Here is a 21,076-nt window from a genome sequence, read left to right on the forward strand (position 1 = left end):
CAGGGTGACCTCCAGGAAGACCCTCCTCCAGCCCGGCCTCAGCGCCGGGCTTTTTTTCGCCGCCTCGCCTTCGCCGCACCGGATCGCTACATGACCCGGCATGAGCCTGCCCGAACCGCCCTCCTCCGAAAAGCCCTCCCCCGGCACACTCGCCGATACCCTCACTGCCCTGCGCGCCTGCCGCCTGTGCCGCGACGCCCCGTCCCGCGGCGCCGCCCTCCCCCACGAGCCGCGGCCGATCGTCCAGGCGCATCCGGCCGCGCGGCTGTGCATCGCGAGCCAGGCGCCGGGGAACCGCGCGCATGTCGCGGGCGTGCCCTTCCTCGATCCGTCGGGCGTGCGGCTGCGGGCCTGGCTCGGGCTCGACGAGGCGACGTTCTACGATCCGCATCGCGTCGCCATCGTGCCGATGGGCCATTGCTTTCCCGGCTGGGACGCCAAGGGCGGCGACCTGCCGCCGCGGCGCGAATGCGCGCCGGCCTGGCGCACGCGGGTGTTCGCCGGGCTGCCGAACCTGGACCTGATCCTCGTCATCGGCGGCTATGCGCAGCGCTGGCACCTGCCGGACCACGCCAAGGCGGGGCTCACCGAGACCGTCCGGAACTGGCGCGCGATCCTGGACGCGCCGCGCACGCCGACCGTCCTGCCGCTGCCGCATCCGTCCTGGCGCAACAACGCCTGGCTGAAGAAGCACGGCTGGTTCGAGACGGACCTCTTGCCCGTCCTGCGGGCGCGGGTGCAGGCTCTCGTCGCAGATCGTCGCCCGGAGGAAGACGCCGCATGACCGAGGTCCTGAAATCCACCCGCGAAGGCGGGGTCGCCACCCTGACCATCGCACGCCCCGACAAGCTCAACGCGCTCACCGCCCAGCTCCACGCCGCGCTGCGGGACGCGCTCGCGGCTTGCGCGCAGGACGAGAGCGTGTCGGTCGTCGTGCTCACCGGCGAGGGCCGCGCCTTCTCCTCGGGCCAGGACCTGACCGAGGAGCTGCCCCGGGACGCGGAGGGCCGCATCGATCTCGGCCCGCCGCTGGCGCGCGACTACAACCCGCTGATCCGCACGCTCGTCGACTATCCCAAGGTAACGATCGCCGCGCTGAACGGCCCGGCGGTGGGCGCCTCGATGAACATCGCGCTCGCCTGCGACATCGTGGTGGCCGCGCGCTCCGCCTATCTGCAGGAGGCCTTCGCGCGAATCGCGCTCGTCCCGGACGCCGGCGGCACCTGGCTGCTGCCGCGGATCGTCGGCCCCAAGCGGGCGCTCGCGCTGATGCTGACCGCCGAGCCGGTGGGGGCGGAGGACGCGAGGACGCTCGGCCTCGTCCACGCGGTCTGGGACGACGCCGTCTTCGCCGAGGAGACCCGCGCCTTCGCGGCGCGCCTCGCCGCCGGGCCGGCGCTCGCCCAGCGCCTCACCAAGCAGGCGCTGGCGCGGAGCCTGGAGAACGACCTCGACGCCCAGCTCGCGCTCGAGGCCGCCCTGCAGCGCGAGGCGGGGTTCTCGGCGGACTTCGCCGAGGGCATCGCCGCCTTCCGCGAGAAGCGCGCGCCGCGGTTCCAGGGGCGGTGACGGGGCGGTGATCGGGCGGTGATCGGGCGGCCATGCCCGGCCGCCCTGCGTCATCACCGAAGGGGAGGAGTCCGCGCCGCGGCACGCGCGGGCGGTGGGGCCGTCACGACGTCCCGGCGGGCCGCGCCGCCGCCCTCCCACGACGGACCCGAACGAGGGACATCCCTCCTCAAACCCCCTCGTCCTCCGCCGGCGGCACCGCGGCCCGCTGCTCCGCCCGGCTCATCGGCTGGTGCGTGAAGCCGCGCAGCCCCGTCGTGATCTCGTTCACGTCGCGGGTGATCTCCACCGGCGAGGCGACGTAGGCGGTCATCAGCTCGGCCAGCGAGCGCAGGGCGTGCATGTGGATGCGCTCGTAGCCGTGGGAGGCGTCGATGCCGAAGGTGATCAGCGCCGTGCGCACGTCGTGGCCGGCCACCAGCGCCGCCGCGGAATCCGAGCGGTAGTAGCGGAACACGTCCTTCTGGAAGCGGATGTCGTTCTCGCGCGCGAGGCGAACCAGCTTGCGGGTCAGATGGAAATCGAAGGGGCCGGTCTGGTCGGCCATGGCGATGGTGACGCCGAACTCGTCGGAGTTCTGGCCGGGCGCCGTCACGCCGTTGTCGACGGAGACCACCGCCGCCACGTCCTCGCCGAAGGCGGAGGAGGCGCCGACCCCCACCTCCTCGGCGATGGTGAACAGCCAGTAGGTGTCGACCTCGGGCTCGAGCTGCGCGTCGACGAGGGCCTTCAGCGCCGCCAGCATCGCCGCCGTGCCCGCCTTGTTGTCGAGGTGGCGCGAGACGATGAAGCCGTTCTCCAGGAATTCCGGCTGCGGGTCGATGGCGACGATGTCGCCGACGTCGATGCCGAGCTTGACCAGGTCGCCGCGGGAGCGGCCCATGGCGTCGACGCGCAGCTCCACGTGCTGCCAGCCGACGGGCGCGGTGTCGACCTCGTCGTTGAAGGCGTGGCCCGACGCCTTGGGCGGCAGGATCGTGCCGCGATAGGTGCCCTTCTCGGAGAAGATCGTCGCGCGCGCGCCCTCCGCGAAGCGCGCCGACCAGTTGCCGATCGGCACGAGCTCGAGGCGGCCGTTCTCCTTGAGCTGCTTCACCTGCGCACCCAGCGTGTCGAGATGGCCGACGAGCGCGCGCGCCGGCTTGCCCCGCCGGCCGATGAGCTTCGTACGCACGACGCCGCGGCGCGTGATCTCGTAGGCGAGGCCGAGCCGCTCGAGCTCGCGGGAGGTGTGGCGCACGACCGAGTCGGTGTAGCCCGTGGGCGAGGGAATGCCGAGGAGCTCGGCGAGCCTGTCCCGGAGATACGCCGTGTCGATCGTCAGCCGCTGCATCAGTCGCGTCGCTCGAAGCTGTGGGCCTGCCGCACGGCGGCCGGGATGGAGAGGGGGAAGAGCAGGTCCACGAACCGCTCCGCCGTCGGCTGCGGCTCGTGGTTGGCGAGGCCGGGCCGCTCGTTCGCCTCGATGAAGGCGTAGGTCGGCTCATAGGGCGAGGGGACCATGAAGTCGATCCCCACGACCGGGATGTCGATGGCGCGCGCCGCCCTCACCGCCGCCTCGACGAGGCGCGGATGCACGTGGGCGGTGACGTCGTGGATCGTGCCGCCCGTGTGCAGGTTCGCCGTGCGGCGCACCACGATCTCGCTGCCGTCGGGGACGACGTCGTCGAGCGAGAAGCCCGCCTTCGTCACGCAGCGCTCGGTCTCGCCGTCGAGCGGGATGCGACTCTCGCCGCCCGTCGCCGCCATGCGCCGGCGGCTCTGGCGCTCGATCAGCTCGCGGATCGTGCGCTCGCCGTCGCCGACGACCCGCGCCGGCCGGCGCACGGCGGCGGCGACGAGGCGGTAGTCGATGACGACGAGGCGCAGGTCCTCGCCCGCCACCTTCTGCTCGACGAGCACCCGCTCGCACTGCTCGCGGGCGACCTCGATCGCCGCGCGCAGGTCCTCCATCGTCTCGACGCCGACGGCGACGCCCCTGCCCTGCTCGCCTCGCGCGGGCTTGACGACGACGGAGCCGTGCTTCTCCAGGAACGCGGCGAGCGCCGCCTCGTCCTCCCCGGGCGCGCCCGTCTCGACCTGCTCGGGCACGACGACGCCGGCGCGCGCGACGATGCGGCGGGTCACCGCCTTGTCGTCGCAGATCGACACCGCGACGCCGCTGGTGAGCTCGCACAAGGCCTCCCGGCAATGCACCGAGCGCCCGCCGTAGGTCAGCCGGAAGAAGCCGCCTTCGGCGTCGGTGACCTCCACGTCGATGCCGCGCCGGCGCGCCTCGTTGGTGATGATGCGCGCGTATGGGTTGAGCTCCTCCTCCGGGCCGGGGCCCGCGAAGAGCTTCTCGTTGATGGGGTTCTTGCGCTTCAGGGTGAAGACGTGCAGCCGCTCGAAGCCGAGCTTCTCGTAGAGCGAGATCGCGTGCTCGTTGTCGTGCATAACCGAGAGGTCCATGAACGCCGCGCCCCGCGCCTTGAACAGCTCGGCGAGCGCGCGCACCAGCGCCTCCCCCACGCCGGGCTGGGTGGCCTGCGGGTCGACGGCGAGGCACCAGAGCGAGGAGCCCTTCTCGGGATCGTTGAAGGCACGGGCGTGGTCGACGCCCGTCACCGTGCCGACGATGGCGCCCGACACGTCGTCCTCGGCGACGAGGTGGATGATCGCGCGCGAATCCCGCCGCGCCCAGAAGAATTCCGGCGGCACCGGCACCATCCCCCGGGCGGCGTAGATCCGGTTCACCGCATCCGCATCCGACCGCGAGTCGAGCCGGCGCACGTCGAAGCCGTGATAGGCCCGCTCGCTCTTCGCGTAGCGTGCGAGGTCGAGCCGATAAGTATGGGAAGGATCGAGGAACATCTCCTGCGGCGCGGCCGCGAGCGCCACGTGCGGGTCGCGGATGTAGACGGCGATGTCGCGCCGGTCCGGCCGCTCGCCGCGCATCGCCTCGGCGAGCTCGCGCATGTCCTCGAAGGTCTGGCCGAACAGCAGCCGGCCCCAGCCGCAATCGATCGCGGCGTTGGGCCGGGCGAGCACGGCGGCGGGCTCGACGGGCGCCGCGTCGACGCGCGGCCCCTCGGCGTCGGTGCGATGGAGATCGGTCATGGTCTGCCCCCGGGTTCTTCCGTCTCGGGTGGTCGGGTCGGTCTCTGGCGGCGTGCGGCTCACACGCCCTGGCTCTGCAGCCAGGTCTCGAGCAGCGCCACCTGCCAGAGCTCCGAGCCCCTGAGCGGCGTGATCGCCGAGCGCGGATCGTCGTAGAGGCGCTGGAGGTAGGCCTCCGAGAACAGCCCGCGCTCGCGCGCCTTCCGGGAGCCGAGCGTGTCGCGCACCATGTCGAGGGTGGGGCCCTCGATATACTTGAGCGCGGGGACGGGGAAGTAGCCCTTCGGCCGGTCGATCACCTCCGCGGGGATCACCTTGCGCGCGGCCTCCTTGAGGACGCCCTTGCCGCCGTGGGCGAGCTTGTGGCGCGAGGGGATGCGCGCGGCGAGCTCCGCGAGCTCGTAGTCGAGGAAGGGCACGCGCGCCTCGAGGCCCCAGGCCATGGTCATGTTGTCGACGCGCTTCACCGGGTCGTCGACGAGCATGATCGTCGAGTCGAGGCGCAGCGCCTTGTCGACGGGATCGGTGGCCCCGGCCTGCGCGAAATGCGCCTCCACGAAGGCGCGGGCCTCGTCGCGGTCGAGCCGCCATTGCGGTCCGAGATGCTCGTTCAGCCGCGCATGCGAGCGGTCGAAGAAGGCCTCGGCGTAGTCCCCCACGGGATCGTTCGAGCCCGCCACCTTCGGGTACCAGTGGTAGCCGGCGAAGACCTCGTCGGCCCCCTGGCCGGACTGCACGACCTTGACGTGCTTCGCGACCTCGCGGGAGAGCAGGTAGAAGCCGACATTGTCGTAGGAGACCATCGGCTCGGACATGGCGCGGATCGTGTCCGGCAGCGCCGCGAGCATGTCGGTCGAAGGGATGAAGATCTTGGTGTGATCCGTGCCGTAGTGCTTCGCGATGAGGTCGGAGTAGACGAACTCGTCGCCCTTCTCCCCGTTCGCCTCCTCGAAGCCGATCGAGTAGGTGCGCAGGCCCGACTGCCCGGCCTCCGCGAGGAGCCCGACGATCAGGCTCGAATCGACGCCGCCCGAGAGCAGCACGCCCACCGGCACGTCCGCCACCATGCGCCGGGCGACCGCCTTGCGCAGCTCCTCCAGCGTGAGGTCGCGCCACTCGTCGAAGGAGCGCTCCTCGTCCTCGGACGAGCGCGAGAAGTCGAGCGTCCAGAAGTGCTTCTCGGTGGTGGCGCCGTCCGCCTCGATGATCCGGATCGTCGCCGGCGGCAGCTTGCGCACGCCCTTGAGGATCGTCCACGGCGCCGGCACGACGGCGTGGAAGCTCATGTAGAACTGCAGCGCGACCGGATCGATCGTGCGATCGACGTCGCCCGCCGCCACGAGCGCCGGCAGCGACGAGGCGAAGCGCAGGCCGTGCGGCGTCTGCGCCAGGTAGAGCGGCTTGATGCCGAAGCGGTCGCGCGCCATCACCACGCGCCCGCTCTCGCGCTCGTGGATGGCGAAGGCGAACATGCCGTTGAAGCGCGTCACGCAGTCCGGCCCCCAGGCGTGGTAGGCCTTGACGATCACCTCGGTGTCGCTCGTCGAGAAGAAGCGGTAGCCCTTCCCCTCCAGCTCGGCGCGCAGCTCCGGATAGTTGTAGATGCAGCCGTTGAAGGCGAGCGTCAGGCCGAGCTCGGCGTCCACCATCGGCTGCTCGCCCTTCGACGACAGGTCGATGATCTGCAGGCGCCTATGCCCGAAGGCGACGCGGCCGCGGGCGACCACCCCCTCCGAGTCCGGCCCGCGGCGCGCCATCGCGCCCGTCATCCGGATGATGGCGTCGGCCGAGGCCGGAGAGCCGTCGAAGGTGAGCTCGCCGCAGATTCCGCACATGTCGTGATTTCGCCTTCTCCTGGGCCCCGCCCATGCCGCGAGGCGTTTCGTCTGTTCGTTTGAGATCAGATGTTTACAGGTCGAATGTTTTGATGTCAAATGATCTCCGGAGGTTCATGAATGTCGAACGACGAACGGCTGCGCTTCGTTCCCGAGGGTGCCTACGCCGAGAATCCGTGCCCGGCGGCACCGCTCGTGGGCGGCATCGCGAGCGGGGTCGCGCCTCCGCCCGGCCCGGAGCCGGTCGAGGCGGACATCGAGGCGCTCACCAAGGCGATTCGCGTCATCGCGCAGGCGATCGACACGCGCTCGAAGGCGATCTCGCGGGCCTCGGGGCTGACGATCCCGCAGATCGTGGTCCTGCAGGCGGTGCGCGTGCGCGGCGAGGTGACGACGAGCCTGCTCTCGCGCCATTGCCACCTGTCCGCCGGCACCGTGGTCTCGATCCTCGACAAGCTCGAGGAGCGCGGCTTCGTCGAGCGCTACCGCAATGCCGCCGACCGGCGCATCGTGCACACGCGGCTCACCGCGGCCGGGGACGCCGCGCTGGCGGCGGCGCCGACGCTGCTCCCGCCCACCGCCCTCGACGCGCTCGCCCGCCTCGCCCCGCGGGAGCGGGAGGGTCTCGTCGCCTCCTTCCGCACCGTCGCCGCCCTCCTGCGCGGCGACGCGGGCGCGCCGGACTGAGGGCACGTCGGGACTGCCGGCGTGCCCTCGATGGGAGTGACGGTCGGTTAACCATGCGCGCGTAAACCTCGTGCCGGACACGGGATGGTTCCAGCGCATGATTCACCGTCGAAACGCCCTCGCCCTCCTCCTCGGCGCGCCGCTGCTCGCGGGATGCGTCACCGCGCAGCCGCGCTGGCTCGAGCCCGGCCCCGGGGGCGAGTACCGCCTCGCCGCCGGCGATCGCCTGCGCATCATCGTCTTCGGCCAGGACGATCTCTCCAACCTCTATACGGTCGAGCCCGGCGGCACGATCGCCATGCCCTTGATCGGAGCGGTGCCCGTGGCGGGCGCGACGACGCGCACGGTGGAGGCGCGGGTCGCCGAGCGGCTGCGCGGAGGCTTCCTGCGCGACCCGCAGGTCGCGGTCGAGGTCGATACCTACCGGCCGTTCTTCATCCTGGGCGAGGTCGCGAGCCCGGGGCAGTTCCCCTATGTCGACGGGCTCACCGTGCAGACCGCCGTCGCGATCGCCGGCGGCTTCACGCCGCGTGCGGCCCGAACGAACGCGGAGATCACCCGCGAGGTCGGTGACGCAATCGTAACGGAAGCCGTGCCAATGACGTTTCCGGTACGGCCGGGAGACACGATCGTCGTCGCGGAGCGCTGGCTCTGAGCGCGCACCGCCGCCCCCGCGCCGGCGACGGCACCGGAGGCGACATGTCGACGAAGACCCAGCACCTGCGCATCCTGCACGTATTCCGTGCGCCGCTCGGCGGCTTGTTCCGGCACGTGCTCGACCTCACGCGCGCCCAGCTCGCCCGCGGCTACGACGTCGGGATCTTCTGCGATTCGACGACGGGTAACGCCGTCACCGAGAGCGCGCTGGCGGAGCTCGCCCCGCGCCTGTCGCTCGGCCTCCACCGCGTGCCGATCGCGCGCAACCCGGGGCTCGGCGACATCGCGGCGATTCGCGCGCTCGGGCGCGTGCGGCGCGAGACGGGCGCGAACATCCTCCACGCCCACGGCGCCAAGGGCGGCGCCTACGCCCGCCTCCTGCCGCTGCCCCCGGGCACGCGCGCGGCGCGCCTCTACACGCCCCACGGCGGCAGCTTCAACTATCGTCCGGGTAGCGCGGCGCATCGCGTGTACATGGCGGTCGAGGCGCTGCTCGCCCGCCGCACCGAGGTCTTCACCTTCGAGAGCGCCTTCATCGCGGGCCGCTTCGCGGCGAACGTCGGCGGCTTCGAGGACCGGGTGCGGGTGATCTACAACGGCATCTCGGACGCCGAGTTCGAGCCGGTCGACACATCAGCCGCCACCTTCGACCTCCTCTACATCGGCGAGCTGCGCGCGGCGAAGGGCATCGACACGCTGCTCGACGCCCTCGCGCGGCTGCACGCCGCCGGCCGGCCGTTCACGCTCCTCGCGGTGGGATCGGGGCCAGACCGCGACGCGCTGGTCGCCCGCGCCGCCGAGCTCGGGCTCACCGACGCGATCGCCTTCGAGGGCCCCTGCCCCATTCGCCAGGCGCTCGGGCGTGCGCGGATCATGGTCGTGCCGTCGCGCGCGGAGTCCCTGCCCTACGTCGTGCTGGAAGCCGCAGCCGCCTCCCAGCCGATGGTCTCGACCGACGTCGGCGGCATTCCCGAGATCTTCGGGCCGCAGCACGCGCGCCTGATCCCGCCCGACGATCCGGAGCGGCTCGCCGCCGCGATCGCGGCGAAGCTGGACGAGGGCGAGGCCTCGCGCCGTGCCGAGGCCGAGGCGCTCGCCGCGCACGTCCGCGCCCGCTTCGCGCTCGACACGATGGCCGAGGGCGTGCTCGCCGCCTATGCCGCTGCGCTCGACGCCGACGCGCCGGGCCCGGCATCCGCAGCAGAAATCCGGGCGGCTTAAGCCTTCTCTCACGCCCGTTCCCTACAAGGCCGAGGAGAACAGGGCCGAACCACGACGGGCCCTGCGAGGGACCAGACGATGAGTGGCTTGAACATTCGCGACCTGATGGCGGCAGCGGCCGGCGCGGCGGCGGTGGAGGGCCCCGCGCCGGCACGTCCGGCCCCGCGCCTCGCCGGCGCCCCGCTCGCCGAGAGCGCGAGCGGCCTGCCCGTCGCGCGCAGCTGGTCCCCGGTCGTTCTGGTCGGGTCGGTGCGCGCGCTCGAGGCGGTCCTCGTCGTCGGCAGCGGCCTCGTCGCGCACGCGGCCTATCTCGGTGGCGTCGTCTCGTTCGAGTACTGGGTCGCGCTGCTCTCCATCGGCGCGCTCGCCATCCTCGCCTTCCAGGCGCTCGGCGTCTACTCGATCGGCGCCTTCCGCGCGTTCTTCCGCTTCGGCTTCAAGATCGCGGTCGGCTGGTCGCTGGTGTTCCTCGTGGCGCTCGCCGCCGTGTTCCTGCTCAAGGCCGGCGCGACCTTCTCGCGCGTGTGGCTGGTGAGCTGGTTCGTGGCCGGGCTCGCCGTGCTCACGATCGCGCGTCTCGTCACGGCGCTGGTCTTCACCTCGATGACGCGCGCCGGCCGCTTCGATCGCCGCACGGCGATCGTCGGCGGCGGACCGGCGGCGGAGAGCATGATCAAGGCGCTCGACGCGCAGCCCGACACCGGGGTGAAGATCGTCGGCGTCTTCGACGACCGCTCGGACGAGCGCTCCGCCGACGTCGTCGCCGGCTACCCGAAGCTCGGGCGCGTGGACGACCTCGTCGACTTCGCGCGGCACACGCAGCTCGACCTCGTCATCTTCACGGTGCCGATCTCGGCCGAGGAGCGCATCCTGCAGATGCTCTCCAAGCTCTGGATCCTGCCGATCGACATCCGCCTCGCGGCGCATACGTCGAAGCTGCGGCTTCGCCCGCGCTCGTACTCGTACATCGGCTCGGTGCCGGTGCTCGACGTCTTCGACCGCCCGATCGCGGACTGGGACCTCGTGCTGAAGTGGCTGTTCGACAAGGTCGTCGGCAGCCTCCTCCTCGTCCTGCTCTCGCCGGTGCTGCTCGCGACCGCGATCGCCGTCAAGCTCGATTCGAAGGGGCCGGTGTTCTTCAAGCAGAAGCGCTACGGCTTCAACAACGAGCTGATCGAGGTGTTCAAGTTCCGCTCGATGTACACCGACATGTCGGACGCGACCGCGACGAAGCTCGTCACCAAGGACGACCCGCGCGTCACCCCCGTCGGCCGCTTCATCCGCAAGAGCTCGATCGACGAGCTGCCGCAGCTCATCAACGTCGTCTTCTTCGGCAATCTCTCCCTCGTCGGCCCGCGCCCGCACGCGCTGCACGCCAAGGCCGCCGACCGGCTCTACGACCAGGTCGTCGACGGCTACTTCGCCCGCCACAAGGTCAAGCCGGGCATCACCGGCTGGGCGCAGATCAACGGCTGGCGCGGCGAGACCGACACGCAGGAGAAGATCCAGCGGCGCGTCGAGCACGACCTCTACTACATCGAGCACTGGTCGGTGTTCTTCGACCTGCAGATCCTGGCGATGACGCCGATCTCCCTCGTCTCCAAGAACGAGAACGCGTATTGAGCGCGGGGCTCGCCCTCGGCGGCGCGGGCGCCGCGCCTCTGGCCCGCCGCGGGTTCTCGCCCCGCGTCGAGCGGGGCGCGCTGTGGCTGCTGGGCTACGGCGGCGGCTTCGCCTTCATCGAGCCCTCGCCTTGGGAGATCGCGTTCTTCCTCGTCCTGTTCGTGCTCGGCGTCGGCGGGCTTCGGCTCCACCGCTCGACGCTGCCGATGGTCGCGCTGCTCGCGCTGTTCAACATCGGCGGCGTCTTCAGCCTCGCGCCCTTCCTGCACGACGGCGACTCCGTGATGTTCATCGCCGTGTCGATCTACCTGATGGCGACGAGCGTGCTCTTCGCCGCGATGATGCTCGACCGCGGTGCCGAGCGCTTCGCGGCGCTGCGCTCCGGGCTGACCTGGGGCGCGGCGACGGCGAGCACCGCGGGCATCCTCGGCTATTTCGACGTGGCGGGGCTCGGGGCGATCTTCACAGTCAACGACCGCGCGTCGGGCACGTTCAAGGACCCCAACGTCCTCGGCACCTTCGTGATCTTCCCGCTCGTGCTGCTCGCGCAGGACATGCTGACCGGCCGCGGGCGCTTCTGGCGCGACGCCGCGCTCTTCTCGCTGATCCTCGTGGGCGGCGTGTTCCTCTCCTTCTCCCGCGGCGCCTGGGGACACGCGGGCGCCTCGCTCCTCGTGGTGACCGGGCTCACCTTCCTGTTCGCCGCGACGCCGAGGATCCGCATGCGCATCCTCGGCCTCGTGGCGCTGGCGCCGGTCGTCGGCGTCGGCGCGCTCGGCGCCGCGCTCTCGATCGAGCCGGTGCGGGAGATGTTCGAGGTGCGCGCGAGCCTGAACCAGTACTACGACGTCGGCCCCACGGGCCGGTTCGGCAACCACGCCCGCGCGCTGCCGACCCTGTTCGCGATGCCCAACGGCTACGGTCCGCGCCAATTCCGCTACCATTGGCCCGAGGACCCGCACAACGTCTACATCAACGCCTTCGCCTCCTACGGCTGGCTCGGCGGGGTCGCCTACCTCGCGCTGACGCTCGCGACGATCGCCGTCGGATTCGCGACGGTGGCGATGCGCTCCTCGCTGCAGCCGCTGGCGATCGCGGTCTGGTCGACGCTGTTCGTGCAGATGCTCCAGGGCTTCCTGATCGATACCGACCACTGGCGGCACTACTACCTGCTGCTCGGCCTGATCTGGGGCCTGTTCGCGCTCGCGCGGATCGAGGCGGCCGCTCGCGCCCGGGTCCCGGCCGGCGGACCCTACGGAGGACACCCGTCATGAACGAGATGCGCCCCCTCGGTACGCTCCCCCTCGACACGCACTCCCGCGACACGCGCTCTCTCGACGGGATCGCACCGGTGACGATCATCGGCTCGGACGCGCCGGTGACCTGCGGGGTGATGGACTACGCGCACCGCCTGGTCGAGGCGATCGACGTCCTCGCGCCGAGCCTCGTGCGGATCGAGGCGGTCGAGACCCGCCGCCCGCTCGCGTTCCTGCGCGCCATCGTCTCGCGGCTGCGCCGCGGCGAGACCGTGCACCTGCAGCTCCCCATCGAGGGCTGGGGCAACTCGCTCCTGCCGGGCGTCGCGCTGTTCCTGGCGCGGCTCGCGACGCGGCGCGGGCGTATCGTCGTGACGCTGCACGAGTGGATGTCGCTCAACCGCCTGCGCTACCTCTCGCTCCTGCCGGACGTGTGGGCGACCGACGCCTTCGTCTTCGTCTCCGAGCAGCAGCGCGCCGCGTTCCGGCGCTCGCCGGTCGTCGCCCGGGCGAAGCGCGATGCGGCGGCGATGATCCCGATCGGCCCCAACATCATGGCGCGCCCGGGCGACGACACCGCGGTCGCCGCCGAGGGCGCCCGCATCCGCGCGAGCGGCGACGGGCGCCCGCAGCTCGTCGTCGGCTTCTTCGGCGTGCTCTACGCCTCCAAGCGACCCGAGCTGCTGCTCGAGACCCTCGCCGCCCTGCGCACGAAGGGGCTCGACGCGCGGCTCGTCGTGTGCGGCGACTTCCTGCACGACAAGCCCGACGACCGCCCCGCCTTCCTCGCCCGGGCGAAGGCGCTCGGCGTGTCGGACGCGCTCGACTTTCGCGGGCGCATCGAAGACGAGACCGAGCTGATGACGGTGCTCGCCGCCTGTGACGCGTTCCTCCTGCCCTACACCGACGGGGTGAGCGCCCGGCGCGGCACGTTCCACGCGCTCGCGCAGGTCGCTCGCCCCCTCGTCACCACGGAGCCCGCGCGGGCGGACGAATTCGCCCTCTTCCCCGCGCTCGCCGACAAGATCGCGAGCCAGGCGACCCGGCTCGTGCCCGTCGACGCCCCGGCGGACGCGTTCGCCGACGCGCTCGTCGCGGCGCACGAGCGGCGCGGGGACGCGGTCGCGGTGGACCTCGCGTCGTTGTGGGACGAGGCGGCGCGCGGCCACCTCGCGCTCTACGAGGCGCTGCGCGGATAGGCGGGCGACGCCGCGCGCACCGCCGCGAGGCTCGCGACCACCATCGCCGCGGCGGCGAAGGTCTCGGCCGCGAGCCGCACCCAGGCGAGCCGCGCCGGGTCCTCGCCTCCGGCGAACAGCGCCGCACCCGCGAAGACGAGCACCGCCGTCGTCACCTGGATGGCCATGATCTGCCGATCGCGCCCGTGCACGACGAGGACGCCGTTGTTGCAGGCGGCATTGACCGCGACGAGCGGGAGGATGAAGGCGGCGACGCGCAGCACCTCCGCCGCCTCGCCGTATCCCGCGCCGAACAGGATGCGCACGATCGGATCGGCGGCGAGGAAGAGGAATGCGCCGAGCGCGACCCCGAGAGCGACGAGCGCGCCGGCGCCGCGCCGGAAGACCCGCGCCGCACCGTCCGGATCGTGCGCGCGCCGGCTCGCGATCTCGGGCATGACGACCTGCATGACCGGCCAGAGCACGTTCGCCGAGCCCATCGCCACGCGCTCCGCCGCAGCGTACACCGCGACGAGCTGGGGCGACATCAGGAAGCCGGCGAGATAGACCAGCCCGAGGCCCGGCGCCGCGCTCGCCGCCTTGGCGACAAAGAGCGAGGCGCCCCCCCGCAGATGCACCGCGACCGCCGCGACGGGCGGGCGCGCGACGCCCACGCGCCGCGCCATCATCCCGTGGCCGATGGCGACGGCGAGGGCGAGCGGGCCGGCCTGGAGCGCGAGCACGAGTGCCGCATCGCGGGGGCCGTAGGGCACCAGGAAGACGAGGAGAAGGAAGGCCGCGAGCGCGCCGATCTCCAGGAAGGCGTAGACCTGCGCGCGGCCGACGCCCTGGAAGAACCAGCCGGGCGCGAGGCCCAGCGCCAGGCCCAGCGCCACGGTCAGCGCGACGAGGGGGAGGTCGCCCCCGAGCGTCGGCAGGAGCAGGGCCGCGAGCGCCCCCGCGGCGGCGGCCGGCAGGCACAGGACGAGCTTCGCCGCGACGATCTCCCGCGCCGCCCGCCCGAGCCGGGCGTCGTCCCCCCGCGCCTGCGCCATCGCCCGCGCGCCGTAGGTGGCGAAGCCGTACTCGGGCGCGAGCATGACGAGGTAGGCGAGCGCCTGCGCGCTCATCAGCGCGGCGAAGGCATCGACCTCGAGGCGGCGCGCCACGATCGGCAGGACGAGCACCGGAATCACCAGCCGCGCGAGCTGGGCACCGTAGACGGGGATGAAGGTGCGCACGAACACGGGGCGGCTCGATCGGTCGTGGCGCGGCGCGCCGGTCCTCCCGATTACCCCCTCCCCGCTTGAGAAAGCGTTGCGACGCCGGCACGCCGCGCGCGGGGACGGCTCCGGCGCACGAAAAGAGACCCGCCGACACGGGGTCGACGGGCCTTCGAGGTGCTCTCGATGTACGCCCCCACAGGCGCACGTGGCACACTAGGGTAACGCGCGATGTGCGGCAACGGGAATCTTCTCTTTTGTTAGTTTCCATCCACACCCGACGGGCCGACGGCGCGACCGCCGCGGCCGTGCGTTCACAGCCGCGGCCTGCGCCGCACCCGGCGCCCGTTCGGCGGTCGCCGCAGGGCGGTGGAGAGAGTGGTGGCGAACTCGACGAGCTTCTGGCGCACGGCCGTGTCCTCGATCGTGAGAAAGGCGTGGATCAGGAGTCGCCCGTCCTCGGTGGAGAGCACGCGCTGCGCGTCCATCGAGGATTCGTAGACGGGACCCGTCTCCCGGAACTCCCCGCCCCGCTCGTAGAAGTCCGCCACCGGGCAATGCAGCGCATTCGCGACGGCGAAGAGACGGCTGGCTCCGACGCGATCGGTCCCGTTCTCGTACTTCTGCACCTGCTGGTACGAGACGCCGATCTGCTGCGCGAGGCTCTGCTGGTTGAGCCCCAGGTCGGTGCGGCGCTGCTTGATTCGACGCCCGATCTCGCGGTCGATCTCGTTCGGATGCTTCTTCATGTCCATCTTCGGCTCATCACCCGACATACGTTTGCCTCCACGTTGTGCCCTCGTGCCGGCCGGCACGACGACTGCACGCGCATGAATGACACCGCGGGAGGACCCCGCATGCGTCGAACTGACAACGCCGAGTTTCGGAGGATCAGTCCCGCCCCGGACGGGCGGAACCGCGCCCCATACGCCTCACGAACACTCTTTGTTCCGGCATTTCTGGCGCGGCAATCTTCACGTGTCAAACGAAAACGTGCATTCGCGCTATGAAAACGCAATAGTATCTACTCCTGTTTGAGTACACGACTGATAATCGTAATAAGTGTACCACCGGGCACCCATGGGGCGAGCGCCGCCAGGACGGCACTTTACTTGGAGTTGAAAGAAACAGAACTCAACGACAAGCTGGAGTTCTCATCGGCCATTCCGAGCAAGGTCCGCGACAGGGAAAATTAATCTCCTACATGTCAGGGTGCGGCACTGCCTGACGTTACGTGATGCATGACCGACGCCGCCACGCTCCTCCCCGACGATCCGGAGACGAACCGCCCCGCCGTGGCGCGCCTGCACGCCATCCTCGATGGGATCCCCTTCGGCGTCGTCACGCTCGCGACCGCCTCGGACGGCGCGCTGCGCATCCGCCGCATCAACGCCGCGGCGGCGCGCACGCTCGGCGTCGATCCGGCGCCGCTGATCGGCCGTGCGCTGGAGGAGGCGTTCCCCCGCATCGCCGGGACCGACGTGCCCGCACGGCTGCGGCGCACGGCGCGCCTCGGCGAGCCGCTGGCGACGATGGAGCTCGCCTACGACGGCACGCCGGACGGCGGCGTCGTCGAGATCACCGCCTTCTCCTCCGCGCCCGGCGAGGCGGCCGTGTTCGTGCGCGACGTCACGAACCGCCGGCGCGCCGAACAGCGCGTGGCGCAGAGCGAGCAGCAATGGCGCCGCCTGTTCGAGCATTCCGGCGATGCGATCCTGATCGCGCGCCGCGGCCGCTACGTGGCCGCCAACAAGCGCGCCCACGAGCTGTTCCGGGCCGGATCCGCGGCGATCGTCGACCTGCCCATCGGCGCGCTCTCGCCGGGCGCGTTCGACGTCACGCGGGTCCAGGTCGAGGAGGCGCTCGGCATCGCTCGGGCGCAGGGCTGGTTCGAGACCGAGCGCGTGTTCAGGCGTTTCGACGGGACCATCTTCCCCGGAGAGGGAACGATCACGCTCATCGACGAGGAGGAGGATTCCTTCCAGCTGTCCGTGCGCGACATTTCCGAGCGCCGCGAGGCCGAGCGGCTGCGCTCGCAGGCCACCGCCGAGCTCGAGCGGCAGGTCTCCCTGCGCACCGCCGAGCTTCGGCATGCGCTCGCCGACCTCGAGGCCACCCAGGAGACGCTCATCCGCCGCGAGAAGCTCGCCTCGCTCGGCGACCTCGTCGCCGGCGTCGCGCACGAGATCAACACGCCCGTCGGCATCGGCGTCACGGCCGTCACCCACCTCCAGGCGCAGATCGCGACGCTCGCCCGGGCGTTGGCGGAGGGAACGCTGGGCCGCCGGCAGCTCGAGCAGGGGCTCGCCGAGGCGACCCGCTCGCTGGAGATCACGCATGCCAACCTCGCGCGCGCCGCCGACCTCGTGCGCAGCTTCAAGCAGATTTCCGTCGATCAGACGAGCCAGGCGGTTCGCGCGATCGCGCTCGGAGACTGGCTGCGCAGCCTCCTCGTCAGCCTGGAGCCGACGACGAAGCGCGCGCGATTGTCCGTCTCCCTCTCGGTCGAGCCCGACGGCGAGGTGGTCACCGATCCCGGAGCGCTCGCGCAGGTTATCACGAACCTCGTCTCGAACGCCGCGATCCACGCCTTCGAGGGCCGCGACGACCGCCGTGTCGCCCTCGAGGCCGCGATCGGCGCGCGGACCCTGGAGATCCGCTTCCGCGACAACGGCGTCGGGATGGAGCCGGCGGTCGCCGCACGCATCTTCGATCCGTTCTTCACCACGGCGCGTGCGCGCGGCGGCACGGGGCTCGGCCTGCACATCCTCCACAACCTCGTCACGGCCCGGCTCGGCGGAGACGTCTCCGTCGAGAGCGTGCCCGGAGCCGGCACCACATTCGTTCTCACCCTGCCCTTCCGAGGAGCCGAGGCATGATGGACTTCCTCGTCGACGACACCGACACGGCCGCGACCGCCTCCCCCGCTGCGGACGCCCGCGAGGGCGCACGGGAGGGCGCACGGGAGGACGCTTGGCACGTGCTCATCGTCGACGACGAGCCGGGCGTGCACGACGTCACGCGGCTCGCGCTCGCCGATCTCGCGCTGGCCGGGCGCGGCGTGGTCTTCCACTCCGCGCATTCCGCTAGGGAAGCCCGTGCGCTGATCCCGACGCTGCCGGCGCTCGCCGTCGTGCTCCTCGACGTGGTGATGGAGACCGACCGGGCGGGGCTCGACCTGGTGCGCTGGATCCGCCGCGAGCGCGGCGACGGGGCCGTGCGCATCATCCTGCGCACCGGCGAGCCGGGCCAGGCGCCCGAGCGCAGCGTGATCCTCGACTACGACATCAACGACTACAAGGAGAAGGCGGAGCTGACCGCGCAGAAGCTCTTCTCCGCCGTCGTGTCGGCCATCCGCGGGCACCGCGACATCCTCGCGCTGGAGCGCAACCGGCAGGGGCTGCGGACGGTGATCGAAGCCTCCGCACGGCTCTACGAGGCGCGCTATCTCGAGCAGTTCGCGCGCGGCGCGCTGGAGCAGCTCACCTCGCTGCTCGACCTCGAGCCGGATGCGGCCCTGATGAGCACGCGCAGCGTCGCGGCCGCGGTCGAATCCGGGTCCCCGCACGTGCTGGCGGCGATCGGCGGGCTGGAGCGCGAGCCGCCGATCGTGTTGGAGGAGATCGTCCCGGCGGACCTCCTCGAGCGCTGGATCTCGGGCGCGCTCGACGGGCGCGTCGTCGTCGCCGCCGACCACATCGCCGTGTGCACGCGCCGCAGCGTCGATTCGCGCACGCTCCTCTACCTCGCCAACCCCGACCGGCGCCCGATCTGCGACGAGGAGCTCGTGCGGCTGTTCGCGCGCAACATCACGATCGCCTTCGAGAACCTCTCGCTGCGCGGCGAGCTCGAGGCGACCCAGGCCGAGATCACCGCGATCCTCGGCGGCGCGGTCGAGACCCGCTCCCAGGAGACGGCGCACCACGTCACGCGCGTCTCCGCCATGGCCGAGGAGCTCGGCCGGCTCGCCGGGCTCGCGCCCGCCGACCTCGAGACGCTGCGCCTCGCCTCCGCGCTCCACGACGTCGGCAAGGTCGGCGTGCCCGACGCGGTGCTCAACAAGCCCGGCAAGCTCGATCCCGACGAATGGGAGGTGATGAAGCGCCACACGCTGGTGGGCGAGGCGCTGCTCGCCGATTCGAGCCGGCCCGTGATCCGCGCCGGCGCCATCGTCGCGGGCCAGCACCACGAGCGCTTCGACGGCGGCGGCTATCCCCGCGGCCTCTCGGGCGAGGCGATCCATCTCTACGGGCGCATCACCGCCATCGTCGACGTCTTCGACGCGCTGGGCGCCAAGCGCTGCTACAAGGACCCCTGGCCGCTCGAGCGCATCGTCGCGCATTTCGAGCGCGAGGCCGGCGCGCAGTTCGACCCCGACCTGACCCGCCTGTTCCTCGACAACCTGGAGCGCTTCCTGGAGATCGGCCGGCGCTACCCCGACGCCGTCAAGCCCGCCTCGCGCGCCCGCGCCGCGGCCTGAGCGCCGTCAGCGGGTCGCCAGCAGGCCCAGGACGGCGTTGAGGATCGTCTCGACCGCGAGCGCGGCGAGGACGAGGCCCATGACGCGACTGATGATCGCCGCGCCGGCATTGCCGAGATACCTGTGCAGCCACGAGGCGGCGAGCATCAGCGCGAGCACGATTGCGAGGACGACCAGCATCATCGCCGCGGTCAGCACCTGCTCGATCACCGGATGCGCGCGATTGTCCGTGAGGAGGACGACGCTCAGCATGGCGCCGGGGCCGGCGATCGAGGGAATGGCGAGCGGGTAGACCGCGAGCTCGGCGTCGGACTTCTCGACGAGGGCGCGCTCCTGATCGGGCTTCGCCTCGCCGAAGATCATGCCGAGCGCGAACAGGAAGAGCACGATGCCGCCGGCGATCTGGAACGAGACGAGGCTCACGCCCACCGCCTCGAGGAAGATCTGACCGACCGCGATGAAGCCGACGAGCACGAGCGCCGCGATCAGGACCGCCCGCACGGCCACTCCCGCCCGCCGCTCGGCGGCGATCCCGGCCGTCGCGGCGAGGAAGACGGGAATCGTGCCCACGGGATCGATGACGGCGAACAGGACCGCGAATTCCTGCACGAGCGCGGTGATGTCGATCGACGGCATGCGGTCCCCGGCACGGTCACGGCGGCAGGCCGACGGCCTGCATGCAGCCGGGTTCTAGCGCGGCGGGAAGCGTGGCGGCAAGGTTGGCGGCAAGGGTGGATCACGCGGGGAGGGGCCGGCTGGGCGGCGCCGATCCAGCGATCCCGCCTGCGGCAGCGAACCCGACTGGGACGCCGCCGCCGTAACGGCTTGCCTCGGCAGGCTCAGCTTCGCGAGAAATGGTCGGAGCGGCGGGATTTGAACCCACGACCCCTTGTCCCCCAGACAAGTGCGCTAACCGGGCTGCGCTACGCTCCGACGTGAGGGGGGGATAGCCGGTTCGGGCGGCGCGCGCAAGCCCGGATGCGCGAGCCCGGATGCCGGCGCCCTCCCCGTCGGACGGCTCAGCCCGGATAGGCGCGCACCCGCTGCTCCTGCTCGCCGAGCTTCTCGATTCCGAGCCGCACCACGTCGCCGTCCTTCAGGAAGCGCGGCGGCTTCATGCCGAGCCCCACGCCGGGCGGCGTGCCCGTGGTGATCACGTCGCCGGGCTCGAGCACCATGAAATGCGAGATGTACGAGACGAGCTGCGCGCAGGAGAAGATCATCGTGCGCGTCGTGCCCGTCTGCATGCGCTCGCCGTTCACGTCCAGGAACAGGGCGAGATCCTGCGGGTCGCCGACCTCGTCGGCGGTGACGAGCCAGGGGCCGAGCGGGCCGAAGGTCGGGGCGGACTTGCCCTTCATCCACTGCCCGCCGCGCTCCATCTGGAATTCGCGCTCGGAGACGTCGTTGCACACGCAATAGCCCGCGACGTATTCGAGCGCCTCGTTGGCGGCGACGTAGCTCGCGCGCCTCCCGATCACGATCGCGAGCTCGACCTCCCAGTCCGTCTTCTGGGAGCCCTTGGGCAGCGCGATCCCGTCGTTCGGCCCGACGATGCACGACGGCGCCTTCGAGAACAGGATCGGCTCGGCGGGGATGGGGGAGCCGGTCTCGGCGGCGTGGTCGGCGTAGTTGAGGCCGACGGCGATGAAATGGCCCACGTCGCCGATGCAGGCGCCGAGCCGCGTGCCCTCGGGAACCTTCGGCAGCGCGGCCTGGTCGAGCGCGGCGATGCGCGTGAGCGCCTGCGGCGCGAGCACCGGGCCGGAAATGTCGGGGATCTCGCCGGAGAGGTCGCGGATCGCGCCCTCCGCATCGATCAGGCCGGGGCGCTCCTCTCCGGGGGCGCCGTAGCGTACGAGCTTCATGTCGTCCTCCTGGTCGGCGCGGAGAATGGCCGGGCGGGCGGTCCCTGGCAACCACGCGCGGCGCGCGGACGGGCTCGGCAGGAACGCGCCGGGGCCCGCCGGTGTGGCTCCGGCGCAACGAGCGGCGGAATTTCGGCGGCTCGAGAACGCGGGAAGGACCATCGTCCCATCCACGACGGCTCGGACGACTTCATAAGAACACTCAGCAAATCTTTGTCCAGCCGATACTATTCTGTCTTGCTCGGTTGCGCGGGCGAGCGGGCGATGGGAACATGACCCCAACAAGGCCTCTGCCCAGAGGTTGCGCGCGGCGCGGCGGCCGGTGATGATAGTTCACCTATGAACGAATCGGGCGTGTCCCCACAAGAACCGCAGGAAAC

Annotated in this window: 17 protein-coding genes and 1 tRNA gene; 10 read left to right on the forward strand and 8 right to left on the reverse strand. The window is 71.5% G+C overall.

Annotated features, from left to right (window positions below; translation table 11 throughout):
- Positions 1-100: 100 nt before the first annotated feature.
- Positions 101-784 carry a uracil-DNA glycosylase family protein gene (locus tag G407_RS0103470; RefSeq protein ID WP_084327256.1) on the forward strand — a complete coding sequence of 228 codons (684 nt, stop codon included), beginning with the start codon at positions 101-103 and terminating at the stop codon, positions 782-784.
- Positions 781-1,569, forward strand: coding sequence for an enoyl-CoA hydratase-related protein (locus G407_RS0103475; RefSeq protein ID WP_029029697.1), 789 nt, complete (start codon positions 781-783; stop codon positions 1,567-1,569). The genes G407_RS0103470 and G407_RS0103475 overlap by 4 nt, the downstream gene beginning before the upstream one ends.
- Positions 1,570-1,738: 169 nt before the next feature.
- Here G407_RS0103475 and G407_RS0103480 read toward each other — a convergent pair whose 3' ends face one another.
- Genes G407_RS0103480 through G407_RS0103490 form a run of 3 tightly spaced genes read right to left on the reverse strand, consistent with a single transcriptional unit; the run spans position 1,739 to position 6,503 of the window.
- Complete coding sequence (locus G407_RS0103480) at positions 1,739-2,902, reverse strand: osmoprotectant NAGGN system M42 family peptidase (protein WP_029029698.1); 1,164 nt, start codon at positions 2,900-2,902, stop codon at positions 1,739-1,741.
- Positions 2,902-4,668, reverse strand: a complete 1,767-nt coding sequence (gene ngg, locus G407_RS0103485; RefSeq protein ID WP_084327258.1) for an N-acetylglutaminylglutamine synthetase — start codon at positions 4,666-4,668, stop codon at positions 2,902-2,904. Before ngg ends, G407_RS0103480 begins: the two co-directional genes overlap by 1 nt.
- Positions 4,669-4,727: 59 nt before the next feature.
- Complete coding sequence (locus tag G407_RS0103490) at positions 4,728-6,503, reverse strand: N-acetylglutaminylglutamine amidotransferase (RefSeq protein ID WP_029029700.1); 1,776 nt, start codon at positions 6,501-6,503, stop codon at positions 4,728-4,730.
- A 120-nt stretch (positions 6,504-6,623) separates the two neighbouring features.
- Here G407_RS0103490 and G407_RS0103495 point away from each other — a divergent pair, with 120 nt between their 5' ends.
- The 6 genes from G407_RS0103495 (at position 6,624) to G407_RS0103520 (ending at position 13,146) form a co-directional block, all read left to right on the forward strand.
- The gene (locus G407_RS0103495; protein ID WP_084327260.1) at positions 6,624-7,190 is read left to right on the forward strand and encodes a MarR family winged helix-turn-helix transcriptional regulator; all 567 of its coding nucleotides are present in this window, start codon (positions 6,624-6,626) and stop codon (positions 7,188-7,190) included.
- 97 nt (positions 7,191-7,287) lie between these two features.
- Entirely contained in the window at positions 7,288-7,845 is a 558-nt protein-coding gene (locus tag G407_RS0103500; protein ID WP_084327262.1) for a polysaccharide biosynthesis/export family protein, read from the forward strand.
- A 44-nt stretch (positions 7,846-7,889) separates the two neighbouring features.
- Entirely contained in the window at positions 7,890-9,068 is a 1,179-nt protein-coding gene (locus tag G407_RS25480) for a glycosyltransferase family 4 protein (RefSeq protein ID WP_052340898.1), read from the forward strand.
- A 78-nt stretch (positions 9,069-9,146) separates the two neighbouring features.
- The gene (locus G407_RS0103510; RefSeq protein WP_029029703.1) at positions 9,147-10,691 is read left to right on the forward strand and encodes an undecaprenyl-phosphate glucose phosphotransferase; all 1,545 of its coding nucleotides are present in this window, start codon (positions 9,147-9,149) and stop codon (positions 10,689-10,691) included.
- On the forward strand, positions 10,688-11,965 hold the full coding sequence (locus tag G407_RS25485) for an O-antigen ligase family protein (protein WP_052340899.1): 1,278 nt from the start codon (positions 10,688-10,690) through the stop codon (positions 11,963-11,965). Before G407_RS0103510 ends, G407_RS25485 begins: the two co-directional genes overlap by 4 nt.
- Positions 11,962-13,146 carry a glycosyltransferase gene (locus G407_RS0103520; RefSeq protein ID WP_029029704.1) on the forward strand — a complete coding sequence of 395 codons (1,185 nt, stop codon included), beginning with the start codon at positions 11,962-11,964 and terminating at the stop codon, positions 13,144-13,146. Before G407_RS25485 ends, G407_RS0103520 begins: the two co-directional genes overlap by 4 nt.
- Here the strand turns inward: G407_RS0103520 and G407_RS0103525 are convergent.
- The gene (locus tag G407_RS0103525; protein ID WP_029029705.1) at positions 13,125-14,372 is read right to left on the reverse strand and encodes a lipopolysaccharide biosynthesis protein; all 1,248 of its coding nucleotides are present in this window, start codon (positions 14,370-14,372) and stop codon (positions 13,125-13,127) included. The genes G407_RS0103520 and G407_RS0103525 overlap by 22 nt on opposite strands.
- Before the next feature lie 290 nt (positions 14,373-14,662).
- On the reverse strand, positions 14,663-15,097 hold the full coding sequence (locus tag G407_RS25490) for a helix-turn-helix domain-containing protein (protein WP_169728758.1): 435 nt from the start codon (positions 15,095-15,097) through the stop codon (positions 14,663-14,665).
- A 492-nt stretch (positions 15,098-15,589) separates the two neighbouring features.
- On the opposite strand from G407_RS25490, the gene G407_RS30150 reads away from it, so the two are divergent.
- Both G407_RS30150 and G407_RS25500 read left to right on the forward strand, forming a co-directional pair.
- Entirely contained in the window at positions 15,590-17,227 is a 1,638-nt protein-coding gene (locus G407_RS30150; protein WP_052340901.1) for a PAS domain-containing sensor histidine kinase, read from the forward strand.
- On the forward strand, positions 17,224-18,828 hold the full coding sequence (locus tag G407_RS25500) for a DUF3369 domain-containing protein (RefSeq protein WP_084327266.1): 1,605 nt from the start codon (positions 17,224-17,226) through the stop codon (positions 18,826-18,828). The genes G407_RS30150 and G407_RS25500 overlap by 4 nt, the downstream gene beginning before the upstream one ends.
- 6 nt (positions 18,829-18,834) lie before the next feature.
- Here the strand turns inward: G407_RS25500 and G407_RS0103545 are convergent, their stop codons facing one another.
- The 3 genes from G407_RS0103545 to G407_RS0103555 form a co-directional block, all read right to left on the reverse strand.
- Positions 18,835-19,464: a MarC family protein gene (locus tag G407_RS0103545; protein WP_029029706.1), complete on the reverse strand. Its 630-nt coding sequence runs from the start codon at positions 19,462-19,464 to the stop codon at positions 18,835-18,837.
- Positions 19,465-19,683: 219 nt separating this feature from the next.
- A tRNA-Pro gene (locus tag G407_RS0103550) sits at positions 19,684-19,761 on the reverse strand.
- An 86-nt stretch (positions 19,762-19,847) separates the two neighbouring features.
- Positions 19,848-20,696 (reverse strand): fumarylacetoacetate hydrolase family protein, encoded by an 849-nt coding sequence (locus tag G407_RS0103555; protein WP_029029707.1) that lies wholly within the window; start codon positions 20,694-20,696, stop codon positions 19,848-19,850.
- Positions 20,697-21,076: the final 380 nt, after the last annotated feature.

This window comes from Salinarimonas rosea DSM 21201 (genome assembly GCF_000429045.1).
GTDB classification, from domain to species: domain Bacteria; phylum Pseudomonadota; class Alphaproteobacteria; order Rhizobiales; family Beijerinckiaceae; genus Salinarimonas; species Salinarimonas rosea.

Excerpts from the sequence above, each read along its gene's own strand:
- G407_RS0103470 (WP_084327256.1), top strand. The coding sequence starts at position 101 with ATGAGCCTGCCCGAACCGCCCTCCTCCGAAAAGCCCTCCCCCGGCACA.
- G407_RS0103475 (WP_029029697.1), top strand. The coding sequence starts at position 781 with ATGACCGAGGTCCTGAAATCCACCCGCGAAGGCGGGGTCGCCACCCTG.
- G407_RS0103480 (WP_029029698.1), bottom strand. The coding sequence starts at position 2,902 with ATGCAGCGGCTGACGATCGACACGGCGTATCTCCGGGACAGGCTCGCC.
- ngg (WP_084327258.1), bottom strand. The coding sequence starts at position 4,668 with ATGACCGATCTCCATCGCACCGACGCCGAGGGGCCGCGCGTCGACGCG.
- G407_RS0103490 (WP_029029700.1), bottom strand. The coding sequence starts at position 6,503 with ATGTGCGGAATCTGCGGCGAGCTCACCTTCGACGGCTCTCCGGCCTCG.
- G407_RS0103495 (WP_084327260.1), top strand. The coding sequence starts at position 6,624 with ATGTCGAACGACGAACGGCTGCGCTTCGTTCCCGAGGGTGCCTACGCC.
- G407_RS0103500 (WP_084327262.1), top strand. The coding sequence starts at position 7,288 with ATGATTCACCGTCGAAACGCCCTCGCCCTCCTCCTCGGCGCGCCGCTG.
- G407_RS25480 (WP_052340898.1), top strand. The coding sequence starts at position 7,890 with ATGTCGACGAAGACCCAGCACCTGCGCATCCTGCACGTATTCCGTGCG.
- G407_RS0103510 (WP_029029703.1), top strand. The coding sequence starts at position 9,147 with ATGAGTGGCTTGAACATTCGCGACCTGATGGCGGCAGCGGCCGGCGCG.
- G407_RS0103520 (WP_029029704.1), top strand. The coding sequence starts at position 11,962 with ATGAACGAGATGCGCCCCCTCGGTACGCTCCCCCTCGACACGCACTCC.
- G407_RS25490 (WP_169728758.1), bottom strand. The coding sequence starts at position 15,097 with ATGAAGAAGCATCCGAACGAGATCGACCGCGAGATCGGGCGTCGAATC.
- G407_RS30150 (WP_052340901.1), top strand. The coding sequence starts at position 15,590 with ATGACCGACGCCGCCACGCTCCTCCCCGACGATCCGGAGACGAACCGC.
- G407_RS25500 (WP_084327266.1), top strand. The coding sequence starts at position 17,224 with ATGATGGACTTCCTCGTCGACGACACCGACACGGCCGCGACCGCCTCC.
- G407_RS0103545 (WP_029029706.1), bottom strand. The coding sequence starts at position 19,464 with ATGCCGTCGATCGACATCACCGCGCTCGTGCAGGAATTCGCGGTCCTG.
- G407_RS0103555 (WP_029029707.1), bottom strand. The coding sequence starts at position 20,696 with ATGAAGCTCGTACGCTACGGCGCCCCCGGAGAGGAGCGCCCCGGCCTG.